Annotated in this window: 15 protein-coding genes and 4 tRNA genes; 10 read left to right on the top strand and 9 right to left on the bottom strand. The window is 21.6% G+C overall.

Annotation, left to right across the window (positions count from 1 at the left end; all coding sequences use genetic code 11):
• Positions 1-16: 16 nt before the first annotated feature.
• The 8 genes from gltX to KTO59_RS00435 all read right to left on the bottom strand — a co-directional run bounded on the left by gltX (position 17) and on the right by KTO59_RS00435 (position 3,971).
• Complete coding sequence (gene gltX, locus KTO59_RS00470) at positions 17-1,351, bottom strand: glutamate--tRNA ligase (protein ID WP_284928167.1); 1,335 nt, start codon at positions 1,349-1,351, stop codon at positions 17-19.
• A gap of 127 nt (positions 1,352-1,478) precedes the next feature.
• On the bottom strand, positions 1,479-1,871 hold the full coding sequence (gene rpsI, locus KTO59_RS00465) for a 30S ribosomal protein S9 (RefSeq protein ID WP_225696174.1): 393 nt from the start codon (positions 1,869-1,871) through the stop codon (positions 1,479-1,481).
• A 6-nt stretch (positions 1,872-1,877) separates the two neighbouring features.
• Positions 1,878-2,348: a 50S ribosomal protein L13 gene (rplM, locus tag KTO59_RS00460; RefSeq protein ID WP_284928166.1), complete on the bottom strand. Its 471-nt coding sequence runs from the start codon at positions 2,346-2,348 to the stop codon at positions 1,878-1,880.
• Positions 2,349-2,666: 318 nt separating this feature from the next.
• Positions 2,667-2,741 (bottom strand) — tRNA-Gly (locus tag KTO59_RS00455).
• Positions 2,742-2,754: 13 nt separating this feature from the next.
• Positions 2,755-2,831 (bottom strand) — tRNA-Pro (locus KTO59_RS00450).
• A gap of 33 nt (positions 2,832-2,864) precedes the next feature.
• Positions 2,865-2,941 (bottom strand) — tRNA-Arg (locus KTO59_RS00445).
• A 20-nt stretch (positions 2,942-2,961) separates the two neighbouring features.
• A tRNA-Glu gene (locus KTO59_RS00440) sits at positions 2,962-3,037 on the bottom strand.
• 601 nt (positions 3,038-3,638) lie between these two features.
• Positions 3,639-3,971 carry a hypothetical protein gene (locus tag KTO59_RS00435; RefSeq protein WP_284928165.1) on the bottom strand — a complete coding sequence of 111 codons (333 nt, stop codon included), beginning with the start codon at positions 3,969-3,971 and terminating at the stop codon, positions 3,639-3,641.
• A 1,109-nt stretch (positions 3,972-5,080) separates the two neighbouring features.
• Between KTO59_RS00435 and KTO59_RS00430 the strand changes: the two genes are divergently transcribed.
• The gene (locus KTO59_RS00430) at positions 5,081-9,436 is read left to right on the top strand and encodes a type ISP restriction/modification enzyme (protein WP_284928163.1); all 4,356 of its coding nucleotides are present in this window, start codon (positions 5,081-5,083) and stop codon (positions 9,434-9,436) included.
• Positions 9,437-10,259: 823 nt separating this feature from the next.
• Positions 10,260-10,892 (top strand): hypothetical protein, encoded by a 633-nt coding sequence (locus tag KTO59_RS00425; protein WP_225695954.1) that lies wholly within the window; start codon positions 10,260-10,262, stop codon positions 10,890-10,892.
• 28 nt (positions 10,893-10,920) lie between these two features.
• On the opposite strand, the gene recU is transcribed toward KTO59_RS00425, so the two are convergent.
• On the bottom strand, positions 10,921-11,466 hold the full coding sequence (gene recU / locus KTO59_RS00420) for a Holliday junction resolvase RecU (RefSeq protein ID WP_225695955.1): 546 nt from the start codon (positions 11,464-11,466) through the stop codon (positions 10,921-10,923).
• Positions 11,467-11,579: 113 nt separating this feature from the next.
• On the opposite strand from recU, the gene KTO59_RS00415 reads away from it, so the two are divergent.
• The 8 genes from KTO59_RS00415 to KTO59_RS00380 form a co-directional block, all read left to right on the top strand.
• Positions 11,580-13,262, top strand: coding sequence for a ribonuclease J (locus KTO59_RS00415; RefSeq protein WP_284928161.1), 1,683 nt, complete (start codon positions 11,580-11,582; stop codon positions 13,260-13,262).
• A gap of 43 nt (positions 13,263-13,305) precedes the next feature.
• Entirely contained in the window at positions 13,306-15,000 is a 1,695-nt protein-coding gene (locus tag KTO59_RS00410; RefSeq protein WP_284928160.1) for a ribonuclease J, read from the top strand.
• A 117-nt stretch (positions 15,001-15,117) separates the two neighbouring features.
• Positions 15,118-15,450 carry a hypothetical protein gene (locus KTO59_RS00405; RefSeq protein ID WP_284928159.1) on the top strand — a complete coding sequence of 111 codons (333 nt, stop codon included), beginning with the start codon at positions 15,118-15,120 and terminating at the stop codon, positions 15,448-15,450.
• Between the two features lie 123 nt (positions 15,451-15,573).
• Positions 15,574-16,392, top strand: coding sequence for a DNA-formamidopyrimidine glycosylase (gene mutM / locus KTO59_RS00400; protein ID WP_284928158.1), 819 nt, complete (start codon positions 15,574-15,576; stop codon positions 16,390-16,392).
• 30 nt (positions 16,393-16,422) lie between these two features.
• On the top strand, positions 16,423-17,613 hold the full coding sequence (locus KTO59_RS00395; RefSeq protein WP_284928157.1) for a DnaD domain protein: 1,191 nt from the start codon (positions 16,423-16,425) through the stop codon (positions 17,611-17,613).
• A gap of 17 nt (positions 17,614-17,630) precedes the next feature.
• Positions 17,631-18,446 (top strand): ATP-binding protein, encoded by an 816-nt coding sequence (locus tag KTO59_RS00390; RefSeq protein ID WP_284928156.1) that lies wholly within the window; start codon positions 17,631-17,633, stop codon positions 18,444-18,446.
• Positions 18,447-18,953: 507 nt separating this feature from the next.
• On the top strand, positions 18,954-19,238 hold the full coding sequence (locus KTO59_RS00385) for a hypothetical protein (RefSeq protein WP_284928155.1): 285 nt from the start codon (positions 18,954-18,956) through the stop codon (positions 19,236-19,238).
• 377 nt (positions 19,239-19,615) lie between these two features.
• Positions 19,616-21,268 (top strand): restriction endonuclease subunit M (locus KTO59_RS00380; RefSeq protein WP_284928154.1); only part of this gene is annotated, 1,653 nt, incomplete at its 3' end.

Here is a 21,268-nt window from a genome sequence, read left to right as displayed (position 1 = left end):
TTTATTCTATTTATATTTAATAATTGAAATTTAATAATTTTTGAATATTATTTAAAATATTTTGTTTACCTAACAATTCTAAATACGTTAACAAGTGAGGACCATGTAGCTTTCCAGTACAAGCTATTCTCAAAGTTAAAAAAAGTTTTTTTCCTTTTAAATTAGTTAAGTCGCTGAATTTATTAATAAGCTGTTCTATAAAAGATGATTGAAAAATTTCTAATTTTACAAATAAATCTTTTAAAATTTTAATTACAGAAAAATCTTCTATTTCTTTTATCATAGGTATAATTTCATTATCTATTTGTTTGTTTTCTTCAAAAAATTCTAAATATAAATTTACAATTTCTTGAATATAATTCATTCTATCTCTGAATAAAATAATTATTTTCTCTAAATATTCATCTTCTAAAAAAATTTTTTTCTCTTCAAAAAAAATTTTACTTTTTTCAACTATATACTTTAAAGACATTTTTTTTAAATATTGATTATTAATAAAAAATAATTTTTGATCATCGAAAACGGCTGGCGCTTTAACGAATCTTGTATTATCAAAAAGAGAAATCATTTCTTCAGTCGAAAGAACAGTTTTATTAGTTTTCGGAGCGAAACCTAAAAAAAATAAAAAATTAAATAAAGCTTTAGGTAAAAAACCTAAATCAATATACTTTTTAATAAATTGAACTATATCAACATCTCTTTTGCTTAATTTTTTTTTATTTTTATTTAAAATCAAAGATATATGACCGAAAATAGGAATATCCCATCCAAAAGCTTCATAAATCATTATTTGCTTAGGAGTATTGGTAATATGTTCTTCTCCTCTTAAAACATGAGATATTTTCATTAAATAATCATCTATAACAACAGCATAATTATAAGTAGGGAATCCGTTTTCCTTAATTATAATCCAATCTTCTATTTGATCACTTTCAAAAGATAATTTGCCTCTTATGATATCATTAAATTCATATAAAGTATTCGAAGGAACTTTAAAACGGACTACAAATTTATCATTATTTCCTTGATATTCTTTGTAAGCTAACTTTTTATCTAATAAAATCTGAGTATATTTTTGATAAATAGATATTCTTTCTGATTGTCTATAAGGCCCCAATGGCCCTTTTAAATCTGGTCCTTCATCCCAAACTAAACCTAACCATTTTAATTGTTCTAATTGATCTGATTCACTTTCTTTTATATTACGTTTTAAATCAGTATCTTCGATCCTAATAATAAATTTACCTTTATAACGACAGGCAAATAAATAATTAAACAAAGCTGTTCTAGCATTTCCAATATGTAAAAAACCAGTAGGACTCGGGGCGTAACGTAATCTTATTTCTTTCATATTTATAGAATCCTTAACCTGAAAAAATTGAATATTTTAAAAATACCAAGCATATATTTAAATAAAAAAAAGAGTCTTTTTTATAGTAAAAAAAACTCTTTCAAAGTTGAAAAATATAAATAAAAAATTAACGTTTTGAAAATTGAGGAGCACGACGAGCTTTTTTTAAACCATATTTTTTACGTTCTACACAACGAGAATCTCTAGTTAATAATCCAGATTTTTTCAAAATAACTCTTAAACTAGGTTCTGCTTCGACTAAAGATCTAGCTATCCCTAAAAGAATCGCTCCCGCTTGAGATGTTATTCCTCCGCCATAAACATTAGCGACAATATCATATTTTTCTAAAGTTTTAGTTAATTTTAAAGGCTTAATAGTTTCAAGACGAATGTCCTTAGAAGGAATATAATCAACAAAATCTCTTTTATTTATCTTAATATTCCCAGAACCTGAAACTAAAATTACTCTTGCAACCGAACTTTTACGTCTTCCTAAGCCAAAATATTGATTTTTATTCATTACAAATTATACCTCTAAAATTTTTGGTTTTTGTGATTCATGTCTATGTGATTCATTAGGATAAACAAACAATTTCTTACGCATTTGATTTCCTAATTTAGTATGTGGTAACATTCCGAAAATAGCTTTTTCAACAACACGAGTAGGAAATTTTTTCATCATTTCACCAGCAGTTATTTTAGACAATCCACCTGGATAATTTGAATGTCTATAATAGACTTTTTTTTGCCATTTTTTCCCTGTTAAATGAATTTTAGACGCGTTAATAACAGCAACATAGTCACCGTTATCAACATTCGGAGTGTAATGAGTTTTAGCTTTGCCTTTTAAAATACTAGCAATTTTAGTGGCACATCTACCTAAAACTTTTCCTTTGACATCAACTAAATACCATTTTTGAACTACTTGTTTTTTATTAATAGAAAAAGTTTTATTATTGAATTTTAACTCTTCATTTTGATTTATAGTATCAGCCATAAATATATAACTCTTCCCTACCTAGATAATTTTGTATCTATAATTAATTTAATAACTTTCAATTAAACCTATTTTTTTATATAAAAAAACAAAATAATATTAACATCATTTTAAAAAATAATCTTAAAATTTATAATATAATTATATAAAAATAACATTAAAATGTCAATATAATTTATAATCTAATTCATAAAAAAAAATATAATTAAAATAAAAATATAATATTTTATTTATTTGAATTATATTTTTTTTTATTAAAATCAAAATTTGAATATACTTATATTTATTTTTAAAAAATTTAATATATTTAAATTTTTATGGAGCGAATGATGGGAATCGAACCCACATCTTTAGCTTGGAAGGCTAAGGTAATGGCCATTATACGACATTCGCTTATTTTATATAATGGTCGGGAAGACAGGATTTGAACCCGCGACCTCCTGGTCCCAAACCAGGCGCTATACCAAGCTAAGCTACTTCCCGCTTAATAATTATATAAAAAATTAAGCAAACAAATGGCACACCCAAGAGGATTCGAACCCCTAATCTTCTGATCCGTAGTCAGATGCTCTATCCAATTAAGCTATGGGTGTTTTTTTTAGTATATTATTATTGGTGACCCGTACGGGATTCGAACCCGTGAATGCATGCGTGAAAGGCATGTGAGTTAACCGTTTCTCCAACGGGCCTAATCTTGATTTATAAATACAAAAATATAAAAAAACATTTTGTGTTTTTTTGAAATGCTACCAAAATAAATAAATAATAAAAATATAATTTTGTAATTATTACATAAACAATTCTAACATAATTTAACATAAAATATAATTAAAATAATATTTCTTTATTATTAATATTAAAATAAAATAATTACAAAAATTAAATTTTTTTAAAAAAATTTAATAAACACTGAGAATAAAAAATAATTTTAAAAAATAAATTTACAAATTCAAACACTTATTTAAAATCAATACTTTATTCTACTCATATTATAGTTTATTTACGATTATTAATCAAATATTTAAAATCATTTTTTTAAATTAAAAAGCATTATGACCACAACTAAAAAATATTTTTAATAATATAATCAATTAAAATATTTTTTTATAACATTTGAAATTAAAAATTTATTAAAATTATTAATTTTTTTAAAAAAAAGAACCTCTTTTAGAAATTCTTTTTTTTAAAAAAATTAAATTTTATTTTATTATTTATTTTCTTGAGAAGATAAAACAAGAACGATTAAAATAAATTCTATATTTTAATTTAATATTCTTTTATAATTTATATTTATTTTGGATCTTTTTTTGTTTTGAATTTTTTGAATATTTGTTTTAATCCGATTTTATTATTTTGTGTATTTTTGTTATTTAATAACGGTTTATCTTTTTCTATTTCTTCTTCAGATGAACTTTCAGATAAATTTTCATTTTCATATGAACGATTTTCTTCATGTAATTTGTTATTTTCTTCTTCATTTAATTTGTCGTTTTCAGAAATAACATTATTAGTTGGGATAATATCATTAGAATTCGTAATTGGAGAATTTGAATATGTTTTAGTCAAAGCAAAAACAGAAGCATAAAAAATCAAAAACGTAAATACAAATGCAACAATAAACAATTTAGAACCAAATTTTATAAAATTATAATTTTTATTAATTATTATATAAACCTCATTTACTAATTTATTTTTTTATTTTTTTATTTTTTTATTTTTTTATTTTTTTATTTTTTTATTTTTTTATTTTTTTATTTTTTATTTTTTTATTTTAACTATAAAGTGATTTTATTAAAAACCACCAAAAATATTATAAATGTTTTTTATATAATTTAAACATTTTTTTAAAATAATATTATTTTTTCTAATTCAAAACTACTATATATAATTTTAAAATAAATATTTTTTGAGCTAAATTAATCAAATATCGTATATAGAATCAAATTCAAATTAAAAAAATATTCAAAACAATGTTTATATTTTATAATAAATAAATTAATAAAAAACAATACTTTTTATTAAAAATATGTCCCATAATTGAAAATTAATTTTCAAATAAAAAAATAAATTATCTTTCGAATAGTCTATTTTATTTTTATTGTTATTGTTATTTATAAAAATCCGCAGATTATAAATTTGTGTACTACGCACTGTTCTAAAAAAAATGTAAATGTTTTTTTAACTATGCATATTTTTAAAACCTCGTTTTACTCAAAACAAAAAGACTAGTTTGTTTTAATTAGTCTTTTTTTGTTTTTAGTCAAAAGAATTTTTAAAATTAGTAATTTTAGGCAGCGTTTATTCAAAATTGAATCATGTTATTTTGAATTATTTTTATTATTATTAATATATCTTTTTATTATCAAGCGAAAATATAAATAAATAACTTTAAATTATAATAATTAAAAATTATTATAATTAAGATATTTTTTTTATAAAAAAGATTATTTTATCATTATAAAAATTAATTCGATACCTTATAAACAAAAAAACTGAATGTAAAAATTGTTTTTTTTTTTTTTTGTCTATAATTACAATTAGTTATTAATTAATAATTAATTAATAGTCGCAGTGTTATAAAAAAATGTAAATTTTTTTTGAGCTATGCATATTTTTAAAAATTCTAATAAAAAAAGACTAGTTTGTTTTAACTAGTCTTTTCGGTATTAAAAATGAATTTATTTACAAAAATTTATAACAGTGCGATACGCTATTAAAAGGAACATAAATATATGACAAAATTAAAAAATTATAATAATATAAAAGGTTTTAGTGGTGAACAAGATTGTCTAAAATGGTTACAACAAAATCCTTTACTAAGATTTTTAACAAATATTAAACAAGCTAAAACAGGAGCAAAAGGAATTGATTTTGAAGCTGATTTGGGTTCGAAAAAAATAGCCATTCAAGTTAAAAACAAAGACACAAAAATTGATACGCCTTCTTTATGTACTTTTTTAGAAATTTTAGATAAACCACAATACAATGGTGGTATTTTTCTTAATTTTGGTACAGGTTCTTTAACGGATGAAGCTGAAAAAAAATTAAAAGAAAAAAACGTACATATTTTTAACAATGTTGTTATTAATGATGAATTATCTAATTTAAATAAGCACAAACTACGTGATTATCAAGAAGAAGCTGTCACAGAAGCAAAGGAACATTATAAAAATAATAATCGTGGATTATTAGAAATGGCTTGTGGTACTGGGAAAACTTTTGTTTCTAAACATATTATGAAATCATTATTACCAGACGGAGGTATTGTTTTTTATTTTGTTCCTTGGATTAATTTATTAGAACAAAGCGCTCTTTATTTTAATGATTCTGATATTTTAATTATTCCTATTTGTAGTCAAGAGGACAAAATTATTAAAAAAGCCGAACAAGAAGATCTTTTTACAACTGATATAATGGATTTTAGCAATTTTTTAGATAATCCCCTTAATTCAGATATTCAAAAAAATTATAAATATATTATGTTTTTTTGTACTTATCAATCTCATGATAGATTGGCAGATAGTCAAAAAAAAGGATTTTTACCTGAAGCTGATTTAATTATTTGTGATGAAGCTCATCATATGACTTATGAATCCAAAATAAATGAAAAAGAAAAAAATTTATTTCAAAATTTACACGAAAATATAAAAAACAAAAAAGCTTTGTTTATGACTGCTACTGTTAAAATTTTGTTGAGTAACAAAAAAAATAAAGATGAATTCATTGATATGAGTAATAAAGACATTTTCGGAGAGATCTTTTATTCTTTAGATTTAGGTACTGCTATTAAAAAAAATATTTTATGCGATTATGACATTAATATTTCTAGATTACCAGATATCGATGAATTAAAAGAAATTGAAGAAAATTTAAAAGACGAAGATAAAAATATAATGAATGAATTGATTGATAATAGTTTGCTTAAAAAAAATGCAAAGGAAACAGAAGAAGATTATTTATATCGTAAAGAAAAATTTTTCAAGCAAGAAAGATTAAGAAATATCGCTAAAATAGTAGGTATTATTAAAACTATTGAAAATAATTCAGATCAAAAAAATTCTGTTATCGCTTTTGTAAATAGCAATATAAAAAATAAAGCTAAAAAAGCATCTTTATTTATGGAAAACATTATAAATAATTTAAAAAACCGATCTAAAAGTGATTCAAATGTTATTATTGAAACTGATTATATTGCAGGATCAATGACGCCTTGCGAAAGAAAAGAGAAATTAGATAAATTAATTGGTGAAAAATCATTTGTATTATGGAATTGTCGTTGTTTAACTGAAGGGGTAGATATTCCTGGTTGTAATACTGTTGTTTTTTTTGATCATAAAAATTCTGCTTTAGAAATTACTCAAGCCATAGGACGTATTTTAAGAAAAGATCCTCATAATCCTAATAAAAAAGCAAACATTATTTTATTGCCCTTTGAAAATAATGATGACAGTTCTTTTATGAGAAATATTTCTTTTGAAAATAATAAGAATTTTTTAAAGATTTTAAAATATATTTTTATTGGTGATAGTAGTGTTCGTAATAATCTAGACAAACTAAAAAAGAAAATTGATAACTCACCAAATGAATTAACTAATAGTTCTTTATCGGTATCAAAAAACAAAACCAATGATAACACAAAAGATCAAGCAAATATTGATTTTGTATACAAATATTTGATTTCTGAAGTGGTTAAATACAATGGTTTTTCTTGGCATAATTTAGTTTTAGAAATTAAAAATACTTTAAAAAATATTAAAGATATTATTCAAAAAGACAATCAAGATAATATTTTGGCCGAAATAAAAGAAATGTTTGGTACTATTTTAAACATTGATGAAAAACAGTTAGAAGATAATCAAACTGTAGATATTTTATCACAATATATTTTATTTTATCCTATTTTACAAAAAATTTATGAAGTGAAATGTTCTTTATTTACAGAATTAGATGTTCTTTTAAAAAAATTAGTTGTTTATGAACAAGTTAAAGAAAAAGTAAAACCAACGATTGATTCTTTTTATAAAACTTTAAATTTTGAATATAAAAGTATCGATGATAAAGGACATATTTTTAATCAAATTTATAATGATCTTTTAAAAGAAACTGATCCTAAACTAACTTTAGAAAATGGCATGTGGTATACTCCTGTTTGGGTAGTAGAGTTTTTATGGGATCTTTTACTTAAATTAGACCCTAACTTAGACCCTAGAAACCCTAAAAATGATCCTTATCACGTGATTGATCCTTCTTCTGGCACAGCTTCTTTTATTGTTCATTTTATTCAAAAAATATTAAAAGAAAAAGAAACAATTAATAAATTTTATGATGATTATCTTCATATGCGCGAAATTCATTTTCTTGCTTTTATGATTAGTGTTTTTAAAATAACTATCGCAGCTAAAAAAGATGAACCACCGAAATATATTCATTGGGGTGATACTTTAAAAAACGAAAGTAAAAGCTCAAATTTTATAGCAGAACAAAGCAAAGGAAATGAAGAATTTACTATTATTATAACTAATCCTCCTTGGAAAACAAGCCAACAAAAGGACGAAGGAAAAACAAAAATATCGTATAGAAAAAAAGATTATCCAAATTTAGATTATGATAAACAAGAATATTGGGTTGATGATGAGATAAAAGAAACTTTTATTAAACAAAGTGAAAAAGGAAGAAGTATACAAAGTTTATATAATATGTATCGTCGATTCGTTCGTTGGAGCTTAGACCATATTGACAGAGGTTGGATAGCGATGGTTTTACCTAATTCTTTTTTAACTGAAAGTGTAGAAGGATTTCGCCGCAGTTTAACTAAAGAATGTCAAAAAATTTATCTTGTAAATTTAAAAGGAGCTAAAGGAATAAGAGTATCTTTCCCTGAAAAAGAAGGTGCCAATATTTTCGTAACTGAAACTCAAAAAGGTAACACACAAGGAGTAGTTTTATTATTGTGTTTTAAAGATATAGATAATCAAAAAGAAGAATCAAAAACTTATTATCACGAAGTTCCTGATGGTTTAAAAACTAGTGAACAAAAATATGAACATTTAAAAAACCATTTTAAAAACTTTAAAAACGATTTTAAAGTCGATGATTTTTTTGAAGAAATTGAATTAGATCAAAATGGTATGTGGTTTAATAAACCAGAAATAGTACCTCAAACATGGCAAGCTTTAACTGTAAAAGATATAAAAACCAAAAATGAAAATGAAAAAGGTTTTTATTTTGAAACAAGAAAAAATGGCTTAGAAAGTGGTTGCACTGAATTTGTTTATGACAAAAATTTGAATATATTAAAATCAAAAATTAAAAAATTTATTGATTTTTATGAAAAATGTCGTCTAGAAAAAAAAATAATTGATAATCCCGATGTTATTAAGTGGCATTACAAATTAAAAGATAACTGTTTAAAAAATAAACCTATTTCATTTGATGAAAATAAAATTACAACAGCTATGAGAAGACCTTTCGAAGAAAAATATTTATATTTAGAACCTTTAATAATTTATAAAATTGATAAACAAGATCAATATTATCAAGAAGAAAATATTTCACTTTGTATTAGTTATAATTTAGATTTTTTTGAATGTTTAGTGGTTAATAGAATTCCTGATAGAGGTTTACTTTATAATATTAAATGTTATGCTATGACTGATTTAATCCCTAAAGAACCTTATAATCGAAAAGAATGGATGGCCATTTTATATGCTTTATTCCATCACACAGATTATAAAGAAAAAGCAAAAAATTTTTTAAAAAGAAATTTGCCAACTATCCCATATTTAACAAAAAAAAATCAAAAAGATTTATTAATTTTAGGTCAAGAATTAATGGAACTTCATTTAAACTATCAAAAACTAGAAGACAGTAAAGATATTTATAATGAAAGCAATAGACCAAATAATTTTATTCAATACCATCGTAAAATGCCTTTTTTATCACAAGAAGCTTTAGATTATAAATTATTTAATAAACCCATTCTTTATTCTTTAAGGGATTCTGATTTATTTCCAAAATTAGTAACTTTAGCAACTAAAACAACCGCTATTCGAAAAAGAATTAATAAAATTGTTTTAAATTTACAATAATATCATTAAATAAAAAAATAAAATTTCTAAATTTATTATTAAGTAATTAAAAATTAATAATTTTATTATAAAATTAAGACCCGTCAGAGGGTCTTTTTTTTATAATATTATAAAAAATCACATATTAAATTGATTAATTATAATTATCTTAAATATGATAATAAAAATAAAATAAGGTCAAAAATTTATTTTTATAAATAAAAAAAACTAGTTTGTTTTAACTAGTCTTTTCGATTTCGGCGGTCTATATATTGTAGGGCGAATTATTTTTATCATGAAAAAAGAATAAACCTTAACTTTTTGAAACACTACGGATTATAATAAAAATAAAATCAAAAACAAGAATTAGTCATTAAAAATAAATTAAAAAAACATTTACATTTTTTTAAAACACTATGGAAATAAAAAAACTATTAATATTATCTATATGAAAAAAATTGAATATATAGATTAATTCTAAATTCAAAATGGCCGAAACATAAAAAACTTTTAAAATTTAATTCATCATTTATAAAAAATAAATAAATTAGCGATTTATTTTATATTTATCATTATATTTGTTATAATATTTAAGAAATTGAAAAATATAATTCTATCTTATAAAATATAATTTTTTTTAAAAAATTTATGAAATTATTTTAATTTTTTAGTAAAAAATAATATAAAAGAATAATATTTAAATTCAAAAAATAATAATAAATTATTTATTGAATTTAAATATATGATTCTGTTTTAATTTAATAATATAAGTTGAATTTTTTAAACTGTAATAAAAAATATTAATAAGTACTTTATACATTTAAGAAAGGAAATAATTAAAAAAATGAATAAAATTTCATTAAGAAAAATAATTATAATTTCCTTTCTTATATCCATGTCTTTAATTATGGAGTTTATAATAACTAAACCCATTGGTATTAATTGTCAAAACTCTTTAATAAAATTAGAATTATTACCGCTTTTATTAATAGGGTTTTTTTTTGGTTTTAAATATAGTATTTTGTCTAATTTGTTATTTGTTCTTATACATATTATTTTAGAAAGTTCACATATTTTTCAGGAATATAGTTTATTAAAAGCAATAAGTCATGATAAAACACTAATAATAAGCATTTTATTATTTTTATTTATAATTCCTTATATTGCTTGCTCTTTAACAGGTTTGTTTCGATCAAGTAATTCTAATAATTTATGTAAAAATAAAGATATTGTAAATAGTTTGTTATTGATTACAGTTATTCAAATTATTTCTTATGCTGTATTTAGTTTTATATTTTACCCCAAAACAAATTCTAATCCTATTTTAGAACATATTTTCCATGGTCATGATGACAGGGGCAATATAGCTATTTTTTTATATTTCTTTTTTTCAATTATAATAACTAATTTAATTATTAGTATTTGTATTTTTTTTATAAAAAAATTTGTTAAAGAAAATGAAATTTTTTTATTTTAATTTATAAATTTTATTAATTTGTAAATTATTATATGAAATTATCTACTATTTTCAAATAATTTATTCTAGGTGAATAAGCTAAAGGAATTTGATATAAATTTTCTTCAAAAATTTTATAATTAATACTTTTCATTTTAGAATTTTTGATATAATTATTCAAAAAATTAATTGGAAGATAAAAATATTTATTTTTAACTTTAAAATGAATAATAAAAAAAGCGATTCCATTAAATTGTTCTATAAGTTGTAATTTTTGTATTTGATGTTGAGGTATATTAGATAAAGAAAAATTAGTTTTATTATTAGTTTCTTTAACATCAAAACATAAATATTTTCCACGATAAAGCCCTTGATAATCAGGTAAAGATTTTGAATGATAATAAGCTTCAATAATTTTAGCTCTTTGTCTAGAAGAATAATCAACTTTAACGACTTTGATCGGTATTTCGTTTTTATAAATTAAAGCAATTTTTTTGTCTTGATAAAAAAGATTAGTTAAATTAATATCTCTTTCTAAATTACTACCTAAATTAGCTTTATTTATGTTTTTTTTCTGAAAAGGATATTTTAGCATTTTTATATTTTACTTTCTCTATATTTTTTTAAAATATTGTCAGTTTTTTTATTCATAACAAACTAATAATATTTTATATTATAAAAAATTTTTTATTAGGAGTTTTATTGCATATGCAAGAAATTGGTTTTTCTGTATTAGGAGGAATAGGCGAAAATGGAAAAAATTTATATTTATTAAGAATCGATTCCTCTTATTTTGTTTTAGACTCAGGATTAAAATATCCTAATATTTCTATGAGCGGGATAGATTCTATAATTCCTGAGTATACCGCTTTAGAAAAAATAAAAAAAAAAATTAAAGGTGTTTTTGTAACGTCCGCTTTTGAAACTCATTCTGGTTCTCTTCCTTATTTAATTGAATATTTACAAGCTCCTATTTATGCTTCTGATTTTGTTATAAATATTATAAAATCTAATTTAGAAAATCATAAAAATTTAGATGTATCAAAATTAGATTTTAAAACAGTAAATGAAAATTCTGAAATTGATTTCATAGATACAAAAGTAAATTTTTTCGGAGTAGCTGATTTTTTACCAGAAACTTTAGGTTTATCTTTTGAAACATCTGAAGGTTATCTAGTATATATTAGTGAAATGCACTTTTTACAATCTAAAAATCCAAAATTTCAAACTAATTTTTTAGCTTTATCTAAATTAAATTCTAAAAAAGTTCTAGCATTAATGATCGCTTCTCAAGGAGCTTTCCATATTGCAAAACAAGACAAAAGCGAAGTTTTAGAATATTCTCTAAGTAGTTATTTTGCAAGTATCCAAAATAATATTATTATTTCTTTTTTAATTCCAGATTTACTAAAAATTCAATTAATTATTGATATCGCAGTAGAATTTAATTTAAAAATAGCTTTATTAGGAAGAAAAAATGAAAAAATTGTAGATATTGCTATTCAAAAAGGATATTTAAAAATTCCTAACGGTTTTTTAGTAAATTTAAAAGGAATGCAAGATTATTTAAAATATAAAAATTTAGTAGTAATTATAGTCGGAAAACGTTTTGAACCTCTTTATCGCTTACAAAGAATGTCCAAAAAAACAGATCGATTAATGGTATTACATCCTCAAGATAAAATTTTATTATTATCGATTGAAATAACTGGTATTGATAAAATTCAAACTAAAACCCTAGATTCTTTAGCTCGTAATGGTTTTGTTGTTGACTTATTAGTAAAAGATTTATTAACAGCTTCTTATAATTATGAAGAAAATTTCAAGTTAATTTTACATTTATTAAAACCTAAATATCTTTTGCCAATTTCAGGAGAATATCGTCACCAATACCAAATGAAAAAAATTGCTAAAAATTTTGATTTTCCTGAAAATAAAATTTTTATGCTTGAAAATTCTGATAATTGGACTTTTAATTTTAAAAATGCTCCTTATATTAATAAAAATTTCTTTAACAAATTAGGAGAATTTTTAATTGATGGAACACCAGTATTAGAAGGCAACGATTACATTATAAAGGATCGTGAATTATTAGCTAATGATGGTGTTATTATAATAGCTTGTAATTTAGATTTAAGATTTAAAAAAAATGTAGGTAATAATATAGAATTAATTCATAAAGGTTTTTTAGATAAAATGAAAATTACTTCATTAGTATCAGAATTAAAATTTTTTTTCTCTAAATTAATTGAAGATTTTTTAACAAAAAATAAACAAACCAAATGGAGTGATTTTAAAAATTATTTAAAAGAAGAATTATCAAAATTAATTTTTAAAAAAACACAAAAAAAACCAATTATCATACCTATTTTAATAACTATTAATTCATAAATTTAAAATCAAAACTCATAAAATTTACAAAGGAAATAAACAAATGGATTTATTAAATAAAAATCCTGAATTAGAAAATTTTGATATATTTTTTTACGCTCTAGGAGGTCTAGGTGAAGTCGGAAAAAATATGTATATTCTAGAAATCGAACAAAAAATATTTATCATTGATTCAGGTATTTCTTTTTTTGGAGATTCTTTTTTAGGTATTAATTATGTTATTCCTAATTATGAATATTTATTGCAAAACGAACATAGAATTGTGGGTCTTTTTATTACACATGGCCACGAAGATCATATTGGCGGTATTCCTTTTTTATTAAAAAAAATTAAAATTAATAATATATTTGTTTGTGGTATAGCATTCAATTTAATTGAATCCAAATTAATCGAACATAAATTACATAAATATATACGCATCATGACAAAATACAATAATGATTCTAAATTTAAATTTGGAAATACAGAAATTTCTTTCATAAGAATGAATCACTCTATTCCTGATACTTTTGGTATAGTATTCAATAATAAAGATAGAATTATTTTTTATACAGGAGATTTTAAAATTGATAATACACCTGTTGGACCTTTAGCAGAATATGATAAACTTGTCGAATTAAATAAAAAAAATATTTTATGTCTTTTGTCTGATTCTACAAATGCACAAAATAAAGAAAGTATTCCTTCAGAAAACGAAATAAGAAAAACTATCGATCAACTATTTTATAAAATTAAAGGAAGAATTATAATCGTTACTTTTGCTTCTAATTTTTATCGTATTAAACAAATTATTGAAGCTAGTATTTTAACAAAAAGAAAAATTGCTATTTTCGGACGTAGTATGGAAAAAGCTGTTGAAAACGGAATTAAAAATGGTTATTTAAATATTCCAAAAGATACAATTGTAAATGGAAATAATATAGAACAATATCACAATATTACCTTAATTTGTACTGGATCACAAGGAGAACCATTGGCTGCTCTTAGTAGAATGGCGCATGGAATTCATAGACAAATTAGATTATTTAAAAAAGACACAGTTATTTTCTCTTCTTCTCCAATCCCTGGTAATCAAGATAGTATAAATAAAGTTTTAGATTTACTTTTTAAAATGGATGTAGATGTTATTGTTCATGGAGACGTTGTTAATACTCATGCCTCAGGACATGCGAGCCAAAACGATTTAAAATTATTATTAAATTTAGTTAAACCTAAATTTTTTATTCCTGTACACGGATCGCATATAATGTTAATGACTCATAAAAAATTAGCTATTGATTGTGGTATTAAATCCGAAAATATTTTTATTTTAGATAACGGAGATGTAGTTGGTATAAATGAACAATCTGTTAAAAAATTAGATAATCAAATTGTAGCAAATAATATTTTTATTGATGAATCAGGAACAGACGATCTTAGTAATTGTGTATTAAAAGAAAGAAAAATTTTGAGCGAAGAGGGTTTATTTTCTATTATTGCAAGCATTAATTTAAAATATAATAAAATATTAAATTTCCCAATTATTTTTTCACGTGGTTTTATTTACATGAAAAGCAACAAAGAATTAATGAAAAAATTTTCTTTTGAAATTAAAAAAATAATAGAAGATTATTTATATAAAAATGACAAAATAAATAAAAATCAATTAAAAAAGATTATTGTTGATTTTATAACTCCTAAAATTTATGACTTAACTTTGAGAAACCCAATTATAATTCCTATTATTTTAACAGTATAAAAAATATAAAATTACTTTTATTTTATATTTAAAATAATTTATATATTTTTATATAATATTCATATATTGATTTATTTTTTTAGAAAACTAAAATGAAGAGAGTTTATATTTTTGATTATGGATGTTAAGGAAAGATATAATAAGTTCAAAAAACCTATTTTTTTAAATAGTTTTAATATCGAAATTCAGAATAGATATATTGCGCAAAACAATAAAAATAAAAAAAGAGAATGGTTTTTTGAAAATTTTCAATTTAATTTTGAAAACAAAGATTATTATTTACCAGAAGTATTAATTAAATTTGATCATATTGATGAAGATAATCCAGAGTTTTTTTTGCAACCAGAACAAATTATTCAAATTATTAAAAGTAAATTAGAAATGGAAGAATCTTCTGGAAATAAATATATTTTAACAGTTTATAAATTTAGACAAGCAGCAGAAAAATAAAAAATTTTTAGTTTTCTGCTTTAATTTTTAATTTATATTGTAAACTATCTCATTTATAGATGGTTTTCTTTTTTTATTAAAAAAATTTAATATTATAAAAAATTGATGAAAATAAGTGAAAAAATGCCAGAATTACCAGAAGTAGAAATTACAATTCGTAATTTAAGAAAAAAAATAATTGATTCTCGAATAGAAAAAATAGAAATTTTTCACCAACCTTCATTACAAAGTATTCATAATTTGGATAATCTCGAACAAAAAACTTTTTTAGATATTCAAAGAAAAGGTAAATTTTTATTATTTTTTTTAAGCTCCGATTGGGTTTTAGTAGGACATTTTCGGATGGAGGGTAAGATATATATTCATACTTTAGAAGAATGTAAGACAATCCACAAATATGAAAATTTTCGAATATTTTTAAATAATAATAAAATCTTCCGATATTATGATTTTAGAAAATTTGGCCGTTTTCATTTATACAAAAAAGAAACATATTTAGAAGAAAGTGGATTAAATCAATTAGCTCAAGATCCGTTTTCAATAGAAGCTTTAACTCTTTTTAACAAAATTCATAAAAAGAAAACAGTGATTAAAAAAATTTTATTAGATCAAAGAGTAATATCGGGAATTGGTAATATTTATGCTAGTGAAATTTTATTTTTGGCTAAAATTCATCCTGAAACAAAAACAGATTCTTTAACTTTAAAACAAGTAGAAATCATTATCTCAACAGCAAAAAAAATATTAAAAAATGCAATTTCTTATGGTGGTACTTCTATTAGTAGTTTTGAAGCTTTAGGGGTTAAAGGTTCTTATCAAAACCAACTTTTAGTTTATAAAAAAGATAAAGAAAATTGTTCTTTATGCAAAAATAAAATTAACAAAATAAAAATAGGTGGAAGAAGTTCTTATTTTTGTTCTCAATGCCAAAAACACAATTAACAACTATTATAAATAAAAAGAGGTGTTTTTTTGTTTACATTACAAAAATTTAATATCAAAAACAATTATACTTTGAATAATGAGGAACAAAAAATTTTACATTTACTTTATCAACCTTTAATAGGTTTAGGAGCTTTAAGTCTTTATAATACTTTTTATTTTTTAAATCAAAATCATAAATCAAAATTTAATTATAATCACCAATTTTTATTTGATTTATTAAATATTGATGAAGATACTTTTATTAAATATAAAGAAAAACTTGAAGCAATTAATTTATTACAAACTTTCGAAAATAAAGAAAAAGAAAAACTTTATTTTTTAAAATCTCCTTTAAACTATATTAATTTTTTTCAAGATCCGATTTTAAATCAATATTTATTAAGTGAAATAGGAGAAGAACTTTATTCGCAATTAAATAATTTTTTTGCTAGCGAAGAAGAACCAAAAATATTAGAAAATTATGAAAATATAAGTAAAAATTTTTCAGATATTTATTGTTTTCAAAAAATAAATCTACCAAAAACAATTAATAATTTTCAACATTTAAAAAATAACAAATCCTCCTCTTCATTACAAAAATATTTTAATTATGAAATTTTTATCGAAAAATTACCACAACGTTTCAAAAAACCTTTTTTATTAGAATGGAAAAGTATTGAATATATTACGAAATTAAGTTTTGTTTATGGTCTAAAACCTGAAGAAATGGCATCTTTATATCAAAAAACTTTTATTAATAAAAATAATGAAAATATAGATTTAAATGATTTAAAAATAATTTTAACTAGAAAATATTTTAAAAAAATAACATTAACTAATGTTCCTAGTATAAATGAAGAAAATGAAATGATTCTTTACTTAAAAAATACAGAACCAAATAGAATTATAAAAAATTTTGCTACAAGTGCTCATATTTATTCTGATTTAATTGATATAGCTTTTAAATTAATAGAACAAACAAATACCGATATTGGAGTTATTAATGCTTTACTTATGTATGTTTTAAAAATAAAAAAAAATACAAATAAAAACTTTATTCCTACTTTTAATTATTTTAAAACTATTTTAAATTCATGGTCTAAAAAAGGAATTATTTCGGCAGAAACAGCATATGATTTTTTAATGGAAGATAATAAATTTCAAAATACACAAACCTATAAACAAAATCGTCCTAAATGGTTAGATGAAGTAGAAAAAGAATTAGGTTTGGATGATTAAAAAGGTGTTTAAATATAATGTCTACTTTCGAAAAATTAGATTTTCAAAAAATTAAAGCATTCGTTAAACAACATGAAGAAACTAAAAATTTAAAAATAAATGATGAAGATGTTATTACAGTTTATAATTATTTACAAAACAAAGATCAAAAAAATTATTTTGGTTATCAAATGATTTTAAAAACAAAACCTTATATTTCAATTATTTACAAAGAAACTTCCAAATCTAAACAAATTAATTTAGAAAATAATTTATACCAAAAAAATATTTTATTTCATCAAAATTTAAATTTAAATAATATTGAATTAAAAAATTTTGAAACACAAAATTTTCCAAATAAAGAAAAAGCTTTGATGCAAATAAAAAATATAATTAAAAATTTCTATAATATCAAAAAAGGATGTTATTTTCACGGAAAATTTGGTACAGGGAAAACTTTTCTTCTTAAAGGTTTAGCTAAAAATTTAATTAAAAAAAATATTCCTGTATTATTTATTTTTATGCCTGATCTAACAAGACAATTTAAAAATACTTGGAATAATAGCGATATTTTAGAAAGTAAATTTAATTATTTAAAAAATATTCCTTGTTTAATTTTAGATGATTTTGGTTCTGAAAATATGAATATTTTTTTTAGAGATGATATTTTTTTGCCTCTTTTATATTATCGTTATGAACATAACTTGCCAATTTTTTTTAGTAGTAATTTTGATGAAAAAGAATTACAAAATTATTTTAATTATAATAAAGATTTTCATAATGATATCAAAACCTTGAAAATAATTAGAATTATTAAGCAATTAACTGACTTTTATAATTTTGATTCTTATTAAAATCAAAAAAAATTATTTAATATAATAAAACCCAGTCATTAAATGACTGGGTTTTTTCTTTTTTAAAAAAAATATTTAATTTTTGAGGGCAAAAGATACAATATAATGATACAATTTATCCAATTGTAACAGTCATGAAAACGGATTAAGACGAATTAATTAGTCAAGAAACTATTTCAAGATTAAGATAATCGCAGAGAAGGTGTAAACTCCTCATCATCAAAAGGACTTATTTATTTAAAAAATTCGAGAGAAAGTTGATGACACTTTAAGGATGAAATTTGAAGGAGATATTATAAAATTATTCTTAAAATTATTATAAACAGTATTTTAATTTACAATTTAAGTGATTTTCAAACAAAATTGAGACAATCTCATTAAATTTGTTTTTTTTTTTTTTTTGTAATAATTGTAATTGTATAAAAAAAATATTATCAATTATAGAAGATAAAATAAAAAAATAAAAGATAAAATTTTTGAAATGAAAAATACAAAATAAAAAAAATTATGACTATTTCTAATATTTTTATTTGTTTATCCGTTGTCATCGTATCTATTTATGTCGCAAGTAAATATTTTGTAAAACAAAGAATATACAAATTTCAATTAATAGATAAAATGCCTGTTTTTACAGTAGATAGATATGACGGTAATAACGCAAATAAAATTCTTTTAACAATTTTATACCCTAACTTTGATCCAAATAAATATGACCATTTGATTAATATTTCATATGAAGCAAAAGTTAACTCAAATGGAATGGATATTTCAACTCATTTATTTTTAAAATAAAATATTCTTATTACACTAAAAATACTTTTAAAAAACTAAATGAATATTTAACAATATGCATTCAAACAGTCAAACGTATGAAAAATAATTAATAGAGGTATTATAATGATATATTTACAATATCTGAATTGACTTTTAATTCTAATGATGAAAAAATGCGTCTTTTAATATTATCATTAAACAAATAAAAATTTATTGAAGATAATGACATCATTGACAAAAAAACTTTAATTAGATTTAGTTTGTGATTGTGAAATAGTTGAACCTCAAGGTAACTCTTTTAAAGATGAATCTGAAGTTATTATACTAAAATTACTTAATCATCATAATAAACATATTATTAAAAAAACTTATGATAAATAAAGGAAAATAAAAAAGTGAATGAAAGATTGACTGAAAAAATTACTAGAGATTTAATTAATAAAACTTTTGATAAAGACAAAGTTTATGTTGATGAACAAATTAGTAGTGACAAATTAATTAAAAAAATATTAGGAAATGTTAGAGCTGATTTTATTATTTATTTTAAAAATAACACTGACAATATTATTATTGTTATTGAATGCAAAGCCGATTCTAAAAAACAAACACAAGCTTTAGAAGTTGCAGAAAAAAAATATGCTTTTAAATTAAAAGAATCATTTAATGTTTTTTATTATGGTATATCAGGACAAAATCCTCAAAGAATTTTAATTGAAGGTCGTTTGTGGATTAAAAATCATAAAAAGCCATTCCCTAAGATATATACTAAATTATTAACATATCAAAATATGAAAAAATTGATATCTAAATCAACTAATATTAAAGTTGACAATAATTTAAAATGTATTATTAAATCGTTTAATGATAAATTACATCAAATGTCAATCCCTGAATCAGAAAGACCAGTTTTAATTGGTTGTTTTTTGATAGCACTTTCAGAAAAAAGTATTAATTCGGAAAATTATAATGGTAATGGTAATAATGAATGTTTAAAAGAATATATTATTGATCGCGTTAAATATAATTTAAAGTCAAAATTTGATTCAAATAAAGTTGAAACTATTTGTTCTTATTATGATAGATTACTTTCTAATAATGTTTGGATATCCGAAGACGAAGTAGATAGTTATGGAATTATACAAAAAAATACTAATTTAAATTATTTTTTGAAAGAATTAAATGAGAAAATTATACCTTTGATAAATGATAACTGGGATATTATGGGTGAATTTTATCGTGAATTTATTAAATATGCCACCGAAGATAAGAAAACTGGATTAGTTTTGACTCCAACTCATATTACTGATTTTTTTTGTGAATTAATTAATATTCAAAATACGGATATCGTTTTAGATCCGTGTTGTGGCACAGGTGGTTTTTTAATTGCAGCTATGAAATATATGTGTCAAAAATCCCAAAACGAAGAAGAAATAAAAAAAATTAAAACAAAACAATTATTAGGAATTGAAAAAAGAAATGATATGTGGTTACACGCAACTGTTAATATGATGATGCACGGTGATGGCCATACTAATATTCATCAAGGAAATTGTTTTGAATATACAACTGAGAATTTTAAAGATTACAGACCAACTGTAGCTTTTTTAAATCCTCCTTATAATGAAGCATCCGAACAATTAAGATTTATTCAAAAATCTTTAGAACTGATAACTCCTAAGGGAAAAGTGGTCGCCATCGTACAAGCTTCTGCTACTGGTAATTCTAAAGCTGTCAATAATGTTAAAGAAGAAATTTTAAAAAATCACACTTTATTAGCAAGTTTTTCTTGTCCAAAGGAACTTTTTCATGGAATAGCAGGAGTGATTACTAATATTTTAATTTTTGAATCAGGTATTCCACATAACAAAACAAATGCTACTTTTTTAGGATGGTTTAAAGATGATGGTTTTATTAAACAAAAGACAAAAAGAATAAAAAAAGAAAAAGAATGGGAAAAAATAAAACAAAAATGGATTGACACATATAACAATAAAAAAGAAATCAAAGAAGATAATATAGAAAGTAAAATGCAAATCCTAGATTTTAAT

Origin of the sequence: Candidatus Phytoplasma sp. AldY-WA1 (genome assembly GCF_020312115.2) — a bacterium.
Classification (GTDB): Bacteria; Bacillota_I; Bacilli_A; order Acholeplasmatales; family Acholeplasmataceae; genus Phytoplasma; species Phytoplasma vitis.
The sequence above is the reverse complement of the archived record's forward strand: the minus strand, read 5'-3'. Positions and strand labels throughout refer to the sequence as shown.